General features: G+C 67.6%; 15 protein-coding genes and 1 pseudogene. 12 read left to right on the top strand and 4 right to left on the bottom strand.

Annotated elements, in window-relative coordinates; all coding sequences use genetic code 11:
• Positions 1 to 171 precede the first annotated feature (171 nt).
• Complete coding sequence (locus ACZ5IK_RS23800) at positions 172 to 1,476, top strand: hypothetical protein (protein WP_465489658.1); 1,305 nt, start codon at positions 172 to 174, stop codon at positions 1,474 to 1,476.
• Here the strand turns inward: ACZ5IK_RS23800 and ACZ5IK_RS23795 are convergent.
• Complete coding sequence (locus ACZ5IK_RS23795) at positions 1,473 to 2,312, bottom strand: hypothetical protein (RefSeq protein WP_465489657.1); 840 nt, start codon at positions 2,310 to 2,312, stop codon at positions 1,473 to 1,475. The two genes, ACZ5IK_RS23800 and ACZ5IK_RS23795, sit on opposite strands and share 4 nt — an antisense overlap.
• A gap of 739 nt (positions 2,313 to 3,051) precedes the next feature.
• Positions 3,052 to 3,870, bottom strand: a complete 819-nt coding sequence (locus ACZ5IK_RS23790; RefSeq protein ID WP_465489656.1) for an SAM-dependent methyltransferase — start codon at positions 3,868 to 3,870, stop codon at positions 3,052 to 3,054.
• A 308-nt stretch (positions 3,871 to 4,178) separates the two neighbouring features.
• Between ACZ5IK_RS23790 and ACZ5IK_RS23785 the strand changes: the two genes are divergently transcribed.
• The 3 genes from ACZ5IK_RS23785 to ACZ5IK_RS23775 all read left to right on the top strand — a co-directional run bounded on the left by ACZ5IK_RS23785 (position 4,179) and on the right by ACZ5IK_RS23775 (position 7,335).
• A complete protein-coding gene (locus ACZ5IK_RS23785) occupies positions 4,179 to 4,454 on the top strand; it encodes a hypothetical protein (protein ID WP_465489655.1) in 276 nt (91 codons plus the stop codon).
• 62 nt (positions 4,455 to 4,516) lie between these two features.
• Positions 4,517 to 5,020 carry an RNA polymerase sigma factor gene (locus ACZ5IK_RS23780; protein WP_465489654.1) on the top strand — a complete coding sequence of 168 codons (504 nt, stop codon included), beginning with the start codon at positions 4,517 to 4,519 and terminating at the stop codon, positions 5,018 to 5,020.
• A complete protein-coding gene (locus ACZ5IK_RS23775) occupies positions 5,017 to 7,335 on the top strand; it encodes an EAL domain-containing protein (RefSeq protein ID WP_465489653.1) in 2,319 nt (772 codons plus the stop codon). The genes ACZ5IK_RS23780 and ACZ5IK_RS23775 overlap by 4 nt, the downstream gene beginning before the upstream one ends.
• Positions 7,336 to 7,405: 70 nt before the next feature.
• Here the strand turns inward: ACZ5IK_RS23775 and ACZ5IK_RS23770 are convergent, their stop codons facing one another.
• Positions 7,406 to 10,360, bottom strand: coding sequence for an RHS repeat domain-containing protein (locus tag ACZ5IK_RS23770; RefSeq protein WP_465489652.1), 2,955 nt, complete (start codon positions 10,358 to 10,360; stop codon positions 7,406 to 7,408).
• Between the two features lie 769 nt (positions 10,361 to 11,129).
• Positions 11,130 to 11,393 carry a hypothetical protein gene (locus tag ACZ5IK_RS23765; RefSeq protein ID WP_465489651.1) on the bottom strand — a complete coding sequence of 88 codons (264 nt, stop codon included), beginning with the start codon at positions 11,391 to 11,393 and terminating at the stop codon, positions 11,130 to 11,132.
• Positions 11,394 to 11,546: 153 nt separating this feature from the next.
• On the opposite strand from ACZ5IK_RS23765, the gene fxlM reads away from it, so the two are divergent.
• The 8 genes and pseudogenes from fxlM to ACZ5IK_RS23725 all read left to right on the top strand — a co-directional run bounded on the left by fxlM (position 11,547) and on the right by ACZ5IK_RS23725 (position 17,877).
• On the top strand, positions 11,547 to 12,662 hold the full coding sequence (gene fxlM, locus ACZ5IK_RS23760; RefSeq protein WP_465489650.1) for a methyltransferase, FxLD system: 1,116 nt from the start codon (positions 11,547 to 11,549) through the stop codon (positions 12,660 to 12,662).
• 84 nt (positions 12,663 to 12,746) lie between these two features.
• Positions 12,747 to 12,884, top strand: a complete 138-nt coding sequence (locus tag ACZ5IK_RS23755; protein ID WP_465489770.1) for a hypothetical protein — start codon at positions 12,747 to 12,749, stop codon at positions 12,882 to 12,884.
• Positions 12,838 to 14,822: pseudogene (locus ACZ5IK_RS23750) on the top strand (lantibiotic dehydratase family protein); the annotation flags it as partial. The gene ACZ5IK_RS23755 and the pseudogene ACZ5IK_RS23750, both read left to right, overlap by 47 nt.
• Before the next feature lie 30 nt (positions 14,823 to 14,852).
• The gene (locus ACZ5IK_RS23745) at positions 14,853 to 15,551 is read left to right on the top strand and encodes a thiopeptide-type bacteriocin biosynthesis protein (RefSeq protein WP_465489769.1); all 699 of its coding nucleotides are present in this window, start codon (positions 14,853 to 14,855) and stop codon (positions 15,549 to 15,551) included.
• A gap of 216 nt (positions 15,552 to 15,767) precedes the next feature.
• Positions 15,768 to 16,631, top strand: coding sequence for a lanthionine synthetase LanC family protein (locus ACZ5IK_RS23740; protein WP_465489649.1), 864 nt, complete (start codon positions 15,768 to 15,770; stop codon positions 16,629 to 16,631).
• Entirely contained in the window at positions 16,525 to 16,866 is a 342-nt protein-coding gene (locus ACZ5IK_RS23735; protein WP_465489768.1) for a hypothetical protein, read from the top strand. Before ACZ5IK_RS23740 ends, ACZ5IK_RS23735 begins: the two co-directional genes overlap by 107 nt.
• Positions 16,867 to 16,880: 14 nt before the next feature.
• A complete protein-coding gene (locus ACZ5IK_RS23730) occupies positions 16,881 to 17,768 on the top strand; it encodes a thiopeptide-type bacteriocin biosynthesis protein (protein WP_465489648.1) in 888 nt (295 codons plus the stop codon).
• Positions 17,749 to 17,877 (top strand): hypothetical protein, encoded by a 129-nt coding sequence (locus ACZ5IK_RS23725; protein WP_465489647.1) that lies wholly within the window; start codon positions 17,749 to 17,751, stop codon positions 17,875 to 17,877. Before ACZ5IK_RS23730 ends, ACZ5IK_RS23725 begins: the two co-directional genes overlap by 20 nt.
• The last annotated feature ends 283 nt before the right edge of the window (positions 17,878 to 18,160 follow it).

The raw sequence follows: 18,160 nt of genomic DNA, 5'->3' as shown, positions 1-18,160 counted from the left end.
GTGGATTTCCGGCATACGAGTGTCATGCGTGCCGAATATTGATAGTCGTGCTGCACGCTCACGTCGTTTCTTTCAAAGGCGTCGCCAGAGAGTCTGTCCCATGTTCAACCGCGGGTGACATCCACGTTCCTGTATTAGTCAGATATCTGAGAACTGAGGGTGGAGAACTGTATGAAGCTACGAAGATGTGCTGTGGCGTTGTCGGTCGTCGCCACGGTCGCGCTCGCCGTGCCTCCTGTCATCGCGTCGGCCGACACGGCGGGGCCGGACCGGTCGAGGTTGGTCAGCCTGGACACGATCACCAGCGGCCTGACCGATCAGAAACCGCGGCCGCCGGAGGCGGTCGGTTCGGTGGCGGCGGCTCAGCCCGACTGCTCGACGGTCCGGGCGAACCTGGCCGGTTACGCCAGGTCCGGGGCGCGGCAGGTGCTCTGCCGCGACGACGCATCATTCCCCGAGGCCGCCCAGAGTTCCAGTGCCGATGGCATGCTGGCGGCGTGGTGCAGCGGGGCAGCGTCCCGGACTGTGTGGGTGACACGGAACGCGGCATGCGTCCACGGTCTGCTGTCCAATTGGAGTGTCGTGCAGGTGCCCAACGGCGCCGTTCTCGGCACCGCGACCTTCGAGATCTCCCACGAGATCGATCTCTTCCCGACCCGGGTCGACGTCGAGGACAACACCGCGGTCACGCTGATCTCGTCTACCGGTGTGCTCACGTCGCCGGTGGCGACGTTGACCGCGAAGTGTTCGGGCACGTGCGGCACCTCGGACGGGACCGGGTTCACACTGGAAACGTTCACGCGCGGCGAGACCGAGGACGCCTTCTTCCGCTACAGCGGCGAGGCCGCGATCAACAAAGCGATCTTCTTCAGCACCAGCTACACGCTGACCGTTCAGCCGCCTCCCGGCACCACGCCGCTGGGGCCTGGTACGTGGCGTCTGTCCGACAATCTGTTCCGCTGTGACGACCTGGTGTCCAGCTTCCGCGGCTGCGTGATTCCGCTGTTCGTGCCTGAAGTGCCGGTCTCGGTCTCCACTCACCAGGCCGCCGCGATCGGCATCCTTGTCGCGCAGTACAACCTGCCGGACGGTTTCGGGCGCACGGTCCCGCTCAACCGGCTCGCTGACGAAGGTGCCGCGGAAGCCAACCGCCGCAAGATCTGCGAGGACGGCACCTGGGTGAAGCGACCCGATGTCCGTGATGACAGCTGCGACGAGTTCGCGTTCGCTCGGGCCAGGCAAAGCGGTGGCTCCCTGGGCCTGACCGGCAAAGACTGCGCCGAGGTGATGCCCTGGTTCAACGGTGACGACGGCGAGTGGTACTACGAGGCGATCCGGATGACCGGGAAAGAACGCTGCCTGCGTGCCCACGTGCCGCTCGACCAGAACTCTCTCGTCGGTAGCACCCTCGGTGTCGTGACCAACGACGCTCGCCTGATCGATGGCGATCCCTACTGGGTCGCCGTCTACAACTAGTCGTCGGTCTCCCGCTGGAACGTCTGAGGCGCGATCCGGATCTCTCCCAGGGGTTCGGATCGTGCCGGCGTCGCGCCCTCGTCGTCACGGTCGGCGAGCCACGCCTGCGGCACCTCCCGCGACCTGGCACGCCGACCGTGATGCTCCTCGAGGCGCGCCGAAGCCGTGGCGGCCGCTTCCGGTGCGGGCGTGACCGCGGCGAGGTCGCCGATCAGGTCCTGCTGCCACGCCGCCCCGGTCCTGCGGTGCAGCATCTCCAGTAGCGCCGCGCGTGGGCCGCCGCGCAGCAGCGCGGCGGCCACCACACCGGCGGCGACACGCGCGTGCACCAGCTCGTGGTCAGGCTGTGACGGCCGCCGCGAGCCTCGGGAGGGCCGGGCTGTCACGGCTCCTGCCAGCAGGAGGTACTGCCCGGCGATCAGTTCCCGCACATCGCGTCCCGCCGGAGAGTCGTCGGCCACCTCCACCGCGCGGTCACCGGCTTCATCGATCGCGGAACGGATCATGTCCGACTCCACCTGTGCCTCGCGCAACATCCGCTGCACCTGCCGGGCGACCGCAGGTCGCAACTGCTCGGCGCCGGCGGAATCGGCGACCGCGGTCAACCGAGCCTCGGCCTGGGACCTGACCGGGCCGTCTTCGGAAAATGCATGCGGCAGCACCGGGAGAATAACGCTGACCAGGCCGGACCGGCTCATGAGCTCGTCATCGACCGGTCGCCCGCACACACGGCCCAGGAACTCGATCGAACTGGCGGGAACCTGGTCATCGGACCACCCGTCGAGGGAGACCCCCGTGCGAGCGGCGACCTGTTCGAGCCGGCTCCATTCCGGCATGGCGCGTACCGGAGCGGGAAAGGGCCCGATCATCCTCATGCTATCGGTGTAGGCCAGCCGATGCTCCGCGTTCTCATTCACCCCCACCGACACCATGCGCGAATTTCTCGCTACCCGCTGGAGAACAGGAACACGCAAAGCCTCCGAACTGAAAAATTCGACAGTCAAGCACCTGGCACCGAGATCCAGCACCCATAACGTCGGCAACAACCCCGGGTCATTGATGTGTAATTCTGCCGCGTCTCTGTTGTCGCCCCGCGCACTTCGCGTCAGGTCACCGCCGAACTGGCGGAGCACATCAGTCGCGTTCGCTGACTCCACGACGCTGACGCAATACCTGCTGTGCCTCTGAATCCACCGAAACAACGAAGTCACACGCCCTCCCCGTGATCGATTCCTCGGCCATACTCTACCGCGACGAATACGCAGACAGGTCGGGTGCGGCGACGATCCGAAATCGTCCGGTAGTCGGGTGCGGATGGTCACACCCGAGTGCCGCTCCGCGCCACTGGATCATTCGTCGCGCGAAGCAGACCGAGCCGCAGCGAGGCTGCCGCGCTCGTCGTGATTGGTGCTCTCATCGCCCTGGCCAGTGGCGCGGTTATCGCCTCTGGGTTCCACCAGGGGCTCATCCATTATTTCTACCGGCGCGACACTGCCTAGAGGCCGCCGCTGCCGCGGTCCTTTCACCGGCTCGCTCTCGCTGCCGGAGGTTCGGAGCGTGTGTTGGCCGTGACCGTCAGAGCACTCGGGCGAGGACACCGAGGATGAGGTGGTGGTCGGCGCCGGTGGGGGCGTTGTTGCTGGGGCGCCAAGCGATGGCGATGGTGATGCCCGGAGCGATGATCTCGAGTTCCGTGAGCCAGCTGGCCAGGGTGGCGCGAGTGCGTACGGCCAAGGGACCGGTGCTGCTCTGGTAGGCCTCGATGCAGTCACGCACTTGCGCCTGGAGTACGGGTGAGGCGGTTTCGTCGGTGAGGTGTGACAGGGCGAGATAGCTCCCTTCGGGGAGCGCGTCGCGGTAGCCGGCGAGGATGTCGCCTGGGTGGTCGTGGTCGGGGACGAAGTGCAGGACACCGATCATGAGTACCGCGACAGGCTGGGTGAAATCGAGCAGGCTGCGAACGGTCGGGTGGTCGAGGATTTCGGTGGGGTGGCGGAGGTCGGCGTCGATGACCACGGTGCCGGGCTCGTCGCGCAGTAGCCGGGTGCCTTGGGCGACGGCGATAGGGTCGTTGTCGACGTAGACGACGGCGGCGTCCGGAGCGAGCGCGCGGGCCACCTGGTGGACGGTGCCGACGGTGGAGATTCCGCAGCCGAGGTCGATGAATTGGCGGACCCCGTTCTCGGCGAGATGGGTGACGACGCGGCAGAGGAAATGTCGGTTGTCCACCGCCACCGTTTTCATGGCGGGCATGGCCTGGAGTACGCGTGCGGCGAAGGCGCGGTCGACAGGGGTGTTGAAGGAGCCGCCGAGAAAGTAGTCGTTGGTGCGGGCGACGCTGGGTTTCTCGGGATCGACGGGACGCTCCGCCGGGGGAGCGTTCTCGTCCGGCACAGGTGCTCCCTTCGGTCGAACATTCAGGCTATCAACGGCACGTCGCGGGTTGCATCCTCCAGGCAGGGGGTTGCCCGGTGAGCGCCCGGTGGTCGCGGGAACGGTCCAATCACGTCACTGAGCCGAGTGAGGCACAGACCGGATTCCGGGCTGTCTCGGCGCGCTCGTTCATCCGGTCGGGGTGGTGTGCGTTCTTTCGAGGGACACGAGATCAAAAAACCGCAGGTTCTTCCGAGTAGGTAGGTGACGGCACGCTTCCCCCGGGCGGGCTGGTCGATCCACTATCCCGATGGAAGGAAAACCCCGAGATGTCCCCGAACTGGTCACCGCTGCTGATCATCGCGGTGTTCGCCGCGATGGGCTGCGACCATACCCGGCCCGGCCTGGTACGCGCAGTGCGGTGCGCCGCGACGATGCTGCTCGCGTGGTGGGCCGCGATGATCCAGACCCGGGCGGCGATCCGCATTCTGAGTGAATTCGTTGCGCAGCAGAGTGTTGCGCGGATGACGGGCGTGGGGCTGAGCGCTCCCGGTATCACGTTGACCGTCGTGCTGGGCCCGCCGCAGGCGCAGGGCGTCGAGTGACCGACTCGGCTCACCCGCCGGCCCGGACACCGTGGACAGAGCAGGATTACCTGGAGTGCTCCATGATCGTCAGCGAGAAACGCGCCGGGCTCACGAGTTTCGTCCGCAGGTCCGCGCCGTCGGTGGATCACGACAACGTTGTTGGCGAGGCGCTGCTCGCGCTGTATGTGAACTGGCACAAGATTCGCGGTGAGAAGCTCGCCTGGCTGTACCGGGTCGCGCAGAACAAGGCCACGGACGCGTTGCGGGACAAGAACTTCGGCCACGCGGAGATCGGCGAGGCCGGACTCGTGCCGGGCCGGTCGGTGCTGGTGGGGTCGTGGACTCCGCCGCGGCCGGGGGAGTGGATGCTGTTCATCGACGCCATCGGTGCGCTGCCCCGTCATCTCGGGCTGACGTTGACGTTCCTGGACAAGGGCTGGCGCCTGGAGGACATCGCCGAGTACCTGGGCGTGAACTGCGCGACCGTCCGATCGTATGTGTCGCGGGCGAAGAAGGAACTGACCCGCGAGATCTACGCGCCTGATTCCGGCAATGGCACCCGACGTGAAGGGACGGATCGATGATCTCACCGGCACCCCTGCCCGGCGACGAGCACCAGCACGACCCGCATCCGCGGCTCGCTTCCCCCACCGCGGGCAGCGACGACACGGCGGTGCCCGATCCGCTGCAGGCTCCGATCACCGCGGCGTGGAAGGTCACCGCCGATCCGGAGATCACCGACCCGGCGGTGGAGGCGATGATCGAGGCCGCGGTGGCGGAGGCGGACAACCCGCTGCAGCCGGGCCTGGAACTGACCGTGGATGACGCGGTCGAGTTCGGGCGCCGCTGGTACCGGACCCTCGCGGCGAGTACCTGCCTGGCGCTGCGGCGCACCGACGCCGAGCGGCTGTTCGGCGGCTGGACCGCGGCGCTGCTGGCCGCGCTCGGCGCGGCGATCCCCGATCCCGGCACCACGCTGACGCCGGCCGGGGGGTCGCTGAGCCCTGCCGAGATCGGCTACGAGCTGGCTTATGGTCACCGGCTCACCGCGGACACCCTCGCCGTGTGTGTGTCGTTGCTGTCGGACCTGGCCGCCGAGTTCACCCCGCGTGCCCGCCGCGCGGTCACCGCCCGGGTGACGGGAGAGTTCAGCAGCGGTTTCGCCGAAGGGCTGCAGGAGCGGGTCCGCGACGATCAGACCGCGCTCACCTCCGCGGTCCTGAACCTGGGGCTGGCCGTGACCGGCGACGGCACCCGGGCCCGCCGGTTCCGCGCGGCGATGACCAGCGCGGTCACCCCGATCCTGCGGCTGGACGAGCGAGGCGGGATCGTCGAGGCCAACACCGCGGTCCTGACGCTGCTCGGCCGGCCGTTTGAGCAGTTGCGCGGCGTTCCGGTGACGGAGCTCGCGTACTACGACGAGGACGCCGACGAACTCCGCCGCGCCCTGGCGACCCTGCCCCGCGAACGCCACGGCCTGCCGGACCTTCCTCAGGTGACCACCGAATTCCGGATCCGCGCCGACGCCCAGCAGCCGCCCCGGTGGGCGACCGCGACCATCGGCCGTGACCGTGGTGAGGGCGGCGATATCACCGTCGTGCTCACCAACGTCACGTTCCTGCGGGCACTGGAACACGGCGTCGACCTCGAACCCACCACCGGCCTGCTCACCGAAGTCGCCTTCGCCCAGCAGACCCGCCGGATCCTCACCGACACCCCGGACCCCGCCGCGCTGCTGACCATCCGCCTGACCGGCTGGGCCCACCTCGACCACGTCCTCCCACAGGACCTGCTTGCGCGGCTCCTCGCGCAGCTGCACTCCCGGATCCGTGGCGTGCACGACCCCGCCCGGCACCAGCAGCTGGTCGGCCGCCGCGGCGACGACGTCCTCGTGCTGCTCTACGACCTCACCGATTGGACCACCGTGACCCACCTGGTCAAACAACTCTCCGACTGGCTCCGGGACCCGGTCCGCATCGACGCGCACCAGATCCGCCTGCGGCCCCGGATCGGCATCGCCGAAGCCCGGCCCGCCGACACCCTCGACGACCTGCTGCGCCGCACCCGCCGCGCCCTGCACGACACCGACGACGCCCGCGCACCCTGGATCCACGCCGACCCACCCACACACCAGCCCGGCCACGACGACCACCACCGGCTCGAGCTCCTGGCGGAACTGGCCACCGCCCTCGACACCAGCACTCTGCGCGTGGACTACCAGACCGTCCACACCGCCACCGGTCGGCTCGCCGCCGTCCGCCCCTGGCCCTACTGGCGAAGTCCTGATGGGACCCGCCGTGACCTGTGTGGCATCGCCGACCTGGCCGACCACACCGGACTGCTGTCCGCGGCACTCCCGCACATACTCGCCCATGCCGCACACGACGTCACCACGTGGACAGACATCGGCGGCGCGATGCCGACGGTGATGGTCAGCCTGCCCGGCAACACGGTCCATGACGAACCGCTGCTGGACAGCCTCACCGCCATCGCCGCCGATTCCGGCATACAGCCGGGATGGCTCCAGTTCGCCGTTCCCGCCCACGTTCTCACCGGACAGCCCGCTGTTCTCCGTCGGCTACGCGAACTTCCCTTCGGACACACCGGAATTCGCCTGGCACTCACCGATGTTCTCGATGACCACATCCCACTCCAGGCGTTCACCACCGTGAACTGGGCCACCATCGCACTCAACGCATCGACCGTCACAGCCCTGACCAGTACCCCCGCCGGTGCTCTGCCGCTCGACGCCGCACTGCGCACCATCCGCGCCCTCGGCGCACAAGCACTCACCGACTACACCACACCTCGGGATGGCCAGCACGACTTCGACCTCTACCGAGACCTTGCCCGCGTCACGGCACAAGATGTCGGCGACCAGCTCACGGAGACCGGATGATCCTGACGACACTGTGATCGGGACGGGCCCTGACCGACGCACTACGGTCAGGGCCAGTCCCAGTTGTGGGTCAATCTTCGTCGAATTTCTTCTCCAGCGAGTTGACGCCTATCTTGCCGACGCATCCTGCCGCCGCGCCGACCACGACTCCCGTAACCGCCCCGGGCAGGCTCCCGATGAGCCCGCCTCCTACGCCTCCCACGATGGCGCCTTCGATGGCGCCGAGGACGCAAGCTTCGTGGTCGTCGATCTCTCGGCCGGTGGGGTCGAGACGGTTGACCGGGTTTCCTCCGACGTAGGAGTACCGGCTCGCTACATCGGGTTCGAGGAGGAGGTTGATCGGATCGATCGCGGTCCAGTTGGCGGTGGTGGTGTCGTGCCAGCGAACGCCGCGTTTGAGCCATCCGGTGGCTTCGTCGAGTAAGCCTTGGGTGTAACGGATGGGGTTGACCGATGCGGAGGTTCCGGTGGCCGTGAGCTGTTTGCCCGAGGGGTCGTAGGTGTAGCTGGCGGACACGGTTCCGGTGTTGGTGACGAGGTTGACCGGGCTGCCTTGGTTGTCGAGGGCGTAGTAGTGGACTCCGCCGGGGGTGTGGAGGGCGATGGGGGAGCCGGTGGGGTCGGTGTCGAGGTAAGTGGTTTGGCCGTTCTTGGTGAAGGACTGGATGAGCGGGACACCGTTGGGGTCGTTGCGGCCGTAGACGTAGCTGGTCGTGTTCGCTCCGGTGGTGGTGGAGACGAGTTCGTTCTGGTCGCCGCCGCCCCAGGTGTAGGTGGTGGCGGACGAGCCTTGGGTGCGGGTTGCGGTTTGCCCGGCGGCGTTGTGGGTGAAGGTGCCCTGGGCCGGGTCGCTTGTCCGGTTCCCGGCGGCGTCGTGGCTGTAGCCGGTGTTCGAGATTTGGTTGCCCGTGTTGTAGGTCAGGGTTTGCGTGGTGGTGCCGTCGACCTTCGCGGTGAGCCTGTTGCCGGTCTTGTCGTAGGTGTAGGCGTAGTCATGGCCGCCGTAGTTCGATACCGCGGTGAGCCGGTTGGAGGTGTCGTAGCTGTATTGCGAGAGTGCGGAGGTGAGGTTGTCGGTCGACCACTTGATCAGACCGGTGTCAGCGGGTGCGGATGTTGACGGGCATGTTTGCCCGGCGACGTAAGGGGAGTAGCAGAAGCCCGTGTCGAAGGTCCTGGTCGCGTCGCTGGAAGCGTGGGAGGTCCAGGTCCGCGAGATGCGACCGGCCTTGTCGAAGACGGTTTTCGTATGGGCTGCGAAGGTGGTGCGGGTGTCGTTGGTGTTGAACCAGGTGTCGGTGCGTTTGCCGTTGTCGTCGTAAGCGAAGCCGGTCTTCTGTCCGTTCGGTGTGGTCATGTCGGTGACCTGGTTCGCGGCGTCGTACACATAGGTCGTGGTGCCGCGGGCGTCCGTCTTCGAGGTCAGGTTCCCGGTCTTGTCGTAGCCGTAGGACAACGTTCCGCCCCCGGAGGCCGCGGTCCGTGAGGTGAGCCGGTTCTGCGCGTCGTAGGTGAAGGTGGTCGTTCCCGAGGAGTCGGTGCGGGTGAGGACGTTCCCGGTGCCGTCGTAGGTGAACGTGACGTCCGGTGTGGAGTCGGAGTACTGGATGGTCTTGACCCGGTCGGCGCGGTCGTAGGCGTAGATGGTGCGCAGCCCGCGGCCGTCGCGGATGGCGTGCAGCCGCCCGAACCCGTCGTAGGAGATCACGGTCGGCGCCAGGCTCGAACCGGTCGGCGGGGTGATGCCGGTGATCTGGTGATCGGTGTCGGCGGTGTAGTCGGTGAGGTTGTTGCGCGGGTCGGTGGAGGTGTTCAGGGTGCCGTCGGCGTTGTAGTCGACCTTCGCGCTCGCGGTCGCGGCCGTGTTGGCCGAGCTGAGCGGATTCCCGGCTCCGTCGTAGGTGAACAGCTTGTTGTTGCCCTGCGCGTCGGTACCGCCGGACGGCAGGTACTTCGCTGCTCCGGTGTTCGTGTAGGTCGCGCTGGTTTTCGCTCCGGTCGGTGAGGTGACGCTGGTCAGCGACTCACCGGCGTTCACGGCCGGGTCGTGCCCGAAGGTGGTGACGCCGCCGGTGCCGTTGGTCGAGGTCGCGATGTCGTTGAACGGGGTGTAGGTCTTGGACCGCCCGTGGCCGAGTGGGTCGGCCGCGGAGGTCACCAATTCTTGGGTGTTGAGGAAGTAGTCGGTCTGCGGGCCGTTGGAGGGAACGGTTTCGGTGTTGTTCGGGCTCGCGACCAGTGTCTCCCCGGCGGAGTAGTAGGTGAACCGGGTCGCCGCACTACCGGATGGATTCTCCTGGGTCACTTTCTTGACCCGGTGCGAAGCGTCGTACTGGATGGCGGTCTGTTTGCCGGCGCCGTTGGTGATGGTGGTCAGGTCACCGGTGGTCGGGTCATAGCCGAATTGCGTGTCTTTCGATGTCGGGTCGGTGATCTTGGTCAGTTTGCCCGAGGTGTAGGTGTAGACGACGTTGCGCGGAGTGCCATCGATACCCGTCTGAGCGATGGCGGCGAGGTTGCCCGACCAGGCGAGGTTCGCCGTGCGTGCACCGGCACCACCGCGGGTCGAGGTGACTTGGGTCAGCTTTCCGGAGGTGTAGGTGAACGTGGCGATCTGGGCGTTGCGGTCTTTGATCGACACCAGTTGCCCTGCCGAATCGAACGTCGACACCGAGTTGGAGTCGTGGTCGGTGATCGCCCAGCCCGAGGCGGTTTTCACCATCGCGACCTTGAAACCGGCAGGTGCCGTGTACGCCGCGCCGCCGGCAGGCTGGAACAGCCCCTCACGGCCTTCGGGAGCGAGGTAGAGCACAGAGTTGTCCGAATTCAAGACCACCTTGGTGTCCTGGCCGACCCGCATCGCCCAGCCGGCGCCGGCTGATCCTGACGGCAGAGCGGATCCCGCACCGAGGCGCAAGCTGTTGTAGGTCAAGCCGAGCTGAAGATCTCCCTGGATCCCCGGCAACGCCAGATCCGATGTGGTGACCAGGAGGTTGCCCGTGCCGACGTCGACCGACGCGGACACCTTGTCAGAGATCGAGAACGGGATCCTGGTCGCCGAAGGGCGGGGTCCAGTCAGTGTGGGTGTCACCGCCGCGGCAGTCGCGGCCTGAGCCGGTGTAATCGTGATGACACCCCCGGAAAACAGCGTCAGCGCGGCCAGTCCAGCGCTTGCCGATCGACACCAGGAACTATTTCGGATACGCAAACCAACCCCCATGCAGTGATTAATTTCCCCGCCATAGCTTGACCAGGGGAAGAACGGGTAGTGACGCTACGCCCGCAAACGTCACACCTCAAGGTGACTTCGGAAAAGCGTCTTCGAGCCTTCTCGTGCCATGAAATTCGTTGATCAAATGACGTTTCGTTCACGACTCCGGCCAGCAACCTGTTTCTGGGCAGCGCACGGGGTGGTCGGTCAGCGGGGCGTGGCCGCCGCAAGAACGGCATCCGAGGTCGAGACTTCGACGAGTCTCGAGCAACACCCGCGGACAGGTTGTAGAACAGGCGTAAGAAAAGGCACGGAAGCAGTGCCAGTCAGGTGTCTGCGCGCTCCTCTGCAGGGCGGCCACCGGTTCGGCGGAGGTGGAGCGCCAGTCCCAGTAGCTCGCCGATACCCGGGCCGATGAGGAGGACGACACCATCGATGTCCCGGGCTCGGCTGCGGGCCCGCTCCAGACACGCCTGTACATCGGGTGTGCGATCACCGGAAGGCCGGGGCGTCGTGCCGACACCCGGTCCGCCACCACCTCGGCGGGCAGATCGGCGCTGGCGGCGTGCTCTGGTGCCTGGATCTACAGGAAAGCTGCGATCCTCGCAATGTCGACGATCTTTCCCGCGATCTGGTGTGCGTCGGTGATGCGGGCCATAAAGGAGGCGACGACGACGATTTCCTTGGCGGAGACGACGGAGTGGATTGCCTGCATCGTAGTGGTGACGTGGTCGACGGCACCGGTCATGACGCTGAAGAAGGTCAGCGGGTCGTGCGCGACGACCTGGAGGTGTCCCGGGGTGTACGGGTAGATGGCCGACGTTATCGAGGGCGAGGGCAGTGGCACCAGCGTGCGGCGTTCTCGATCTGATAAGAGCCGAGCGCGGTCAGCGTGAGATCAAGCTGATGTGATGCCAGAAACTCGCCACGTGAGACAGACTCCCAGTCGCAAAGAGGCGCTTCATTATACCAGGTTGGGGTGCGCGAGCTCGGGGGAAGCTTGCTCCTCCATCGCGCGCTGCGGACCGTGCCGCGTGAACTGTTCATCCCCGGTGTCTCCCTGGAGGAGGCGTACGCGAACACCGCGGTGGTCACCAAGCGGCGCGAGGACGGTGTGAACATCAGCTCGGTGTCCGCGCCTCACCTGATCGCGGACATGCTCGGGCAGGCCACTGGCCGCCACATCCTCGAGATCGGCAGCGGTGGTTACAACGCGGCGCTGCTGCGTGAGATCGCCGGTCCGAGCGGGTCGGTGACGACGGTTGACATCGACTCGGACGTCACGGACCGGGCACGTGCCTGCCTGGATGCGGCGGGTTACGCCGATGTCGAGGTCGTGTGCGCCGACGCCGAATTCGAGATCGAGCCGGGCCGCCGCTACGACTTGATCATCGTGACGGTCGGGGCGTGGGACGTCCCCCCTGCCTGGATCAGCCAGCTTTCCGACGGCGGCACGCTCGTGGTCCCGCTCCGCACCCTGGGGATGACCCGCTCCTGGGCGCTGCAGCGCGCCGGGAACCAGCTGATCAGCCGCAGCAACCTCACCTGCGGATTCGTGCCAATGCAGGGCGCGGGCGCCAGTAAAGGCCGGGAGGTTCCCCTCGGAGACGGCGTCAACCTGTGGCTCACCGAGGCCCACCAGGACATCGACGGCGCCCCACTTCAGGGCGTCTTCTCCAGCGAGCGTCACGAAGTGCCCTCGGGTGTGATCGTCCCGTCCGGCCGGCGCTCCTCCGATCTTGACCTGTGGCTGGCGAGCCACGTGCCCGGATTCGCCGTGATGATCGCTCAGACCAGCGCCATCGACAGCGGTCTGGTCGATCCGTCGTGGCAGTACGGGACTCCCGCGTCAGTTCACAACGCGACGGTGGCCTACCGGGGCCGGCTCCGCCAGGTCGCCGACGCCGAGTTCGAATACGTCGCGTACGCACACGGCCCCGACGGCGCGCGGGCCGCCGACGAGATGGCAGAGCAGATCCGGGCGTGGGATCGCGCCGGCCGCCCGGTACCGGTCCTGCACGTCACCGCGATCGGCACGCCCGACACCGATCTCCCGGAAGGACTGGTGCTGGACAAGCGCCACAGCCGCGTGGTGTTCACGTGGCCCGCACAGTAGCCACCCCTTCCGGGAACACCTCCTTCCTGCCAACGACAGTCACGGAAGGGGAGCAAGGAACCGCTCTGGAGAAAGGAAGTTCTGATGGACGCCTCGGAGTTTCGCCTCAATGTGCGGCTCGTCGAAGGTAGCGCCGCACCCGCGACCGGGTCAGAGGACTGCACCTCGGACAACTGTGGTGACGGGAACACCGGCAGCGACGCCTGCACGACCAACGGCTGACAGCCGAGTGCTGGTGTGGCCCGGTCTTGCCCTGCAAGGGCCGGGCCACACCCTCGTGGCGGGAAAGACGGAGGTGCGGGTGCGCACGTACGAGGCAGTGGACGCGGCACTGATCAGGATCACGACGTTCCCCGCAGACGCGGCGTTGCCGCCGTGGCCGGACCTGGCTGGGAACGACGTGGCCGGCTGGCACGACTGGCTCCGGCACGTGTGGCGTGTGGAAGGGTTCGCCGACGCGGTGAGGATCGCGTCGGCCGAGCTGGCGACTCAGGTGGAGCGGCAGATCGCCGAGCCGCCGCTCGGTCGCGAGACCGTGCGCCGCGTGCGGCGGCTGGTCGAGACGGTGGCACGGTACCTGCTGCGCTGGACCAGCCGAGCGACACCGTTCGGCCTGTTCGCCGGTGTGGCGCCCGTACGCATCGGGGGCCCCGCGACCGTGCGGTGGAGCGGCGAGCATCAAACGGTGTTCCGGCCGGATGGAGAGTTCGTGGACGAGGAGGTCGAGCGGATCGAGCAGCTGGACACGCTGCGGACCGTCGACGTCGTGACGAACAACCTCGGATTCGCCCGCGGCCGCTCGTGGACTGTCCCGGGTACCGGTGCGCAAGACCGCTCCGGCACCGGAGAGGACCTGTGGGATCTCGAGGTCGAGCTCACCAGGCCCGTGTGCCTGGCTGTCGAGCTCGCGCGGCAGCCGATCCCCTTCAGCGACCTGGCCGCCAAGCTCGCCGCCGAGGCCCCCGCCGTCGACCTCGCGGTGACCGAGGAACTGCTGGCCCAGCTGGTAGCCCGCCGTGTGCTGCTCTCCGCCGTCCGCCCGCCGATGACCGTGACCGATCCAGCGGCCCACCTTGCCCGCTGTGGGAACCTTCCAGGCCGGACCGGGCGGGCCACGGCCGATGTGCGGGTCGGCTGCTCGGTGACCCTGCCCGCCGCGGTCCTGCGCGAAGCAGAACAAGCGGCGTCGGTGCTCACGCTCATCGCGCCGCAGATGCCCTGGTGGCAGTCCTACCACCAGGCTTTCCTCGAACGGTACGGGCCCGGGGCCATGGTGCCCGTGCGGGAGCTGGTCAGCCGATCCGGATTGGGGTACCCCGCCGGCTTCCGGGATCGCATCGGCGCGAACCGCGGGCGCTGACTCCCCGCGACACGGCCCTGGCGATCGTCGCCCAGCAGGCCGCCCTCGACCGCTGCCGCGAGGTCGTCCTCGACGACGACCTCATCACCCGACTGACCATCGGGCAGCGAAACCCGGTCCCGCACACCGAGCTCCGGTTCAGCCTCGCGGCGACGACTCCCGCCGACCTCGAACGCGGTGACTTCACGCTCTCGGTCATCAGCGGGGCCCGGCACGCCGGAGTCACCGTTGGCCGCTTCCTGCACCTGCTCGGCGACACCGAGCGGGAGCGGTTCGGGCGCGCGTACGCGGCACTGCCGACCGCGTCGCCCGGCGCCCTGGCGGTGCAGGTGTCCGGGCCGCCGCTTGCCCGCACGATGACCGCGGTGGCCAGGGTTCCCGAAATCCTGCCCATCCTGCCGCTCGGGGAGTACCAGCAGACCCCCGGCATCACGCTGGACGACCTCGCCGTCACCGGCGACGCGCGGCGCCTGTGGCTCATCTCCCTATCCCAAGGCCGGCCCATCGAACCGATGCTGCTCAACGCCGTCGACCTCTCCGAGGGACAGCAGCCGCTCGCGCGGTTCCTCACCGAGATCTGGACCGCCTTCTCAGCACCCTGCCGCCCGTTCAGCTGGGGACCGGTCGCCCGCGAACTCCCGTTCCTCCCGCGCATCCGGCACGGCCGATCAATCCTGCACCCCGCCCGCTGGACCATCACCGCCTCCGGCCTACCGGCCCACACTGAGCCTTTCGACATCTGGCGGACGGCATGGGAACGGCGACGGGAGACCTACCGGATCCCGTCAGAGGTGCTTCTCGGCGCCACCGACGCGAAGATCCGCCTCACCATGGATGAACCCGCCCACCTGGCACTCCTGCGCAGCCACCTTCGCCGACAGCAGGACGCGATCCTCACCGAAACTTACGGCCCGGCTGGCTGGATCGACGGCAGACCTCACGAGATCGCCCTCACGCTCGCTCGGACCTCACTGCCCAGTGCACCTAGACATCCGCGGTCAGCGAGGACGATCAGTGCCATTGATCACCGGCCGGGCCTCTCGTCTTGGCTGTATATCAGGGTTTTCGGTCGAAGTGATGACATCCTCGCCCGGATGCCTGAGCTCGACGACGCCGCCGGGAGCGGCTGGTGGTTCCTTCGCTACCACGAACCCGAGCCCCACCTCCGGGTGCGGATTCCGCTACGCGATGCTAGCCAGTTCGGGGCCGCCGCCCGGCAGTTCGGCACCTGGGCGGACCTGCTCCGCGCCGACGGGCTGCTGCACGACTACACGATCAACACCTACCGGCCCGAGATCCGGTTCGGCATCGGAGCGACGCTCGCCGCGGCCGAGGAGGTGTTGGCCGCCGACTCACACACGGTCATCCAGCGCTTGTCCGGTGACCGGACGATCGCCACCGCGGCCGGGCTGATCAGCATCGTGGACGGCTTCACCGGACACGGCCCCGGCTGGCTCATCGAGAACGTCGATCACCGCGCCGAGCCACGAGCAGGAACCGGTCGATCAGCGACCGTCGCGAGCTGGTGATGCAGGCTCTCGGCGCCAGCAGCGACGACCGGCTCCGACAGGCCCTGGGGAACTACCGGTCCCGCGCCGAACACGACGGCCTTGACCCGGATCGGATCCTGGCGGACCTCCTGCACCTGCACCACGTCCGGATGATCGGCGTGGACCTGGCGTCCGAGCGCGCTGCCTGCGGCTGGCCCGCGCCACCGCCCTCACTCTGCTCGCGCGAGGTGCATCGTGAAGCCAGGGCAATCCCTTAGCGGCGGCACAGCAGGTATCGCCCTCCTCTACATCGAGCAAGCCAGCACGGGCGCAGGAACATGGGACCTGGCCAACGCAACGCTCAGCCGCGCCGTCGCCGACGGAGTCAGCAACGCCCGCTCCGCCAGCCTCTACCACGGCGCCCCGGCCCTGTCGTTCGTCCTGCACGGAGCCCCGGGCCGGCCCGGCCTCGCGCAGGCCCAGGGGACCGTGGACGCGGGCACGGCCCTGATCACCCGCCAGCGCCTGGACACCGCCCATGCGCGCATCGACCAGCGCGGCCGACCGACGCTCAACGAGTACGACCTCATCGGCGGTCTGACCGGCCTCGGCGTCGCGCTACGCCGCAGCGGCGACCACGATCTCCTGCGCTCCGTCCTGACCTACCTGGTGCGCCTGACCGAACCCATCGACGGACTCCCAGGCTGGTGGTGTCCAGCAGGCCCCGAACGCACCCGGCCCGGCCCCGCAGGAGGCCATTCCAACCACGGAATCGCCCACGGCATCACCGGTCCTCTCGCGCTGCTCGCCCTCACCCACGGCGACAGCATCACCGTTGACGGGCAGATCGACGCCATCACCCGCATCTGCCGGTGGCTCGACAGCTGGGAACACCACCACATCAGCGGCGGCTCCTGGTGGCCACAGGTCGTCACACTCGAAGACCTCCAGCGCCACACGAGCAGCCAACCAGGCCCCCCGTCGGCCATCCTGGTGCTACGGCACGCCCGGCATCGCCCGAGCCCTCCAACTCGCCGGCCGCGCGCTGCACGACCGCTCCCGCCAGCAACGCGCCGAAACCGCCTTCACCACGTGCCTCAACGACCCAGCCCAGCTTGACTCGCTCACCGACCGGAGCCTCTGCCACGGAACCGGCGGTCTGCTCGCGACCGCCCGCTGCATCGCCACCGACGCCGCCGAGCCGATCACCCTCACCTCGGCGCTGCAGCGCCACCGGGACGCCACGGCCCCGCCCGACGAGCCTCCGGGATTCCTCACCGGCTCGGCCGGCGCCACGCTCGCGACCATCGCAACCGTGACGACATCGTGGGACGCCTGCCTTCTGCTCCGCTGAATCGAAAGGCCATTGTGGACACGACCGCCTGGAAGCAACTGAACATCGCCTATCCCGGCGACGACACCGCCGAACGGGAACGTCACGCCACCACGCACCTGACCGGCATCCTCCCGGCCGCTGAAGCCAGCGGACTCGTCACCTTATGGTGGTTCATCCGGAAAGGCCCATGGCGCGCGCGCTACCTGCTTGCCAGCCCGCCCAGCAGCCCAGACGGTGACCCGATCCACCCGCGCCTCACCGCAGGAATGGCCTGGACCCGCGATATCTACGAGCCGGAAACCCATGCGTTCGGTGGCCCCGCCAGCATGGACCTGGCACACACACTGTTCCACCAGGACAGCAGCCACCTGCTGTCCTTCCTCCGCTCAGACGCCGCGGACCGCAGGGAACGCTCCCTCATCCTGTGCACCGCGCTCATGCGAGCCGCCGGACTCGACATCAACGAGCAAGGCGACGTGTGGGCCCAAGTCGCCGAACACCGCGCCAGCGTGCCTGTCACACCCGTTGACGCGGACGTGTGGAACTCGTTCACCGACGACATCAGCCACATCCTCCGGGGCCGAGCCGGAACCGACGTGCTCGATCGTAAGTGGCTCACCGCGTTCGAAGACACCGGACGGGCGCTACGGACACTCCGCGCGGAAGGCGCACTCACCCGAGGACTACGCGCCATCACCGCACTTCACGTCATCTTCCACTGGAACCGGATAGGACTGCCCGCGACAACCCAAGCCGTCCTTGCCCGAGCGGCGAGGGACGCCGTTTTCGGCCGTCCCGTCGGTGAGATCCGCCCGGAACGTCCGGCCTGCACTGCTCGACGAGATGTCCGCACGAACGGACCTGACACAAGCTATCGTGCTGATCGAGCACGCGGTCAGAGTGGCAGCGAAAATCGCTAGAGCGCCCGATCTCGACGCCTTCGCGCAACTGCTCGCCGAGCAGGCGGCGCAGCACCGGATGTTCGATGCCGAAGGGACCCTCTTTCAGCAGATCGACCACGCTCGGTAGTCGATATCGCTCGCCAGCTTTCCTTGGCTCTCACGCACTGCTCCACAAGCCGGGCCGGCATAAGGAGACGTTCGCGATACGGCCCAGTGAATCGAGCAGGGTCCTACTGGTGCAGTGCACATATTCGTATGTGCACTGTTCGACCTCGCCCGCCAGGGTCGACGTTGGCGCAAGACCGTTCCATCGGTGACCGAGGCGAGGACTTCGCCGACCCGACCATCGTGGTCGACCAGTGGTCGTGTCGCGCTGGACTGGCATCCCGTTCATGCGCTTAAGGCCCGGT

It is taken from the genome of Amycolatopsis sp. NPDC031561, assembly GCF_055580625.1.
This window is presented reverse-complemented; position numbering and strand designations above follow the sequence as displayed.

Bases quoted from the DNA above. Each gene is read 5' to 3' on its own strand.
- ACZ5IK_RS23800 (WP_465489658.1), top strand. From the start codon at position 172: ATGAAGCTACGAAGATGTGCTGTGGCGTTGTCGGTCGTCGCCACGGTC.
- ACZ5IK_RS23795 (WP_465489657.1), bottom strand. From the start codon at position 2,312: ATGCCGGAATGGAGCCGGCTCGAACAGGTCGCCGCTCGCACGGGGGTC.
- ACZ5IK_RS23785 (WP_465489655.1), top strand. From the start codon at position 4,179: ATGTCCCCGAACTGGTCACCGCTGCTGATCATCGCGGTGTTCGCCGCG.
- ACZ5IK_RS23780 (WP_465489654.1), top strand. From the start codon at position 4,517: ATGATCGTCAGCGAGAAACGCGCCGGGCTCACGAGTTTCGTCCGCAGG.
- ACZ5IK_RS23775 (WP_465489653.1), top strand. From the start codon at position 5,017: ATGATCTCACCGGCACCCCTGCCCGGCGACGAGCACCAGCACGACCCG.
- ACZ5IK_RS23755 (WP_465489770.1), top strand. From the start codon at position 12,747: ATGGACGCCTCGGAGTTTCGCCTCAATGTGCGGCTCGTCGAAGGTAGC.
- ACZ5IK_RS23745 (WP_465489769.1), top strand. From the start codon at position 14,853: ATGGATGAACCCGCCCACCTGGCACTCCTGCGCAGCCACCTTCGCCGA.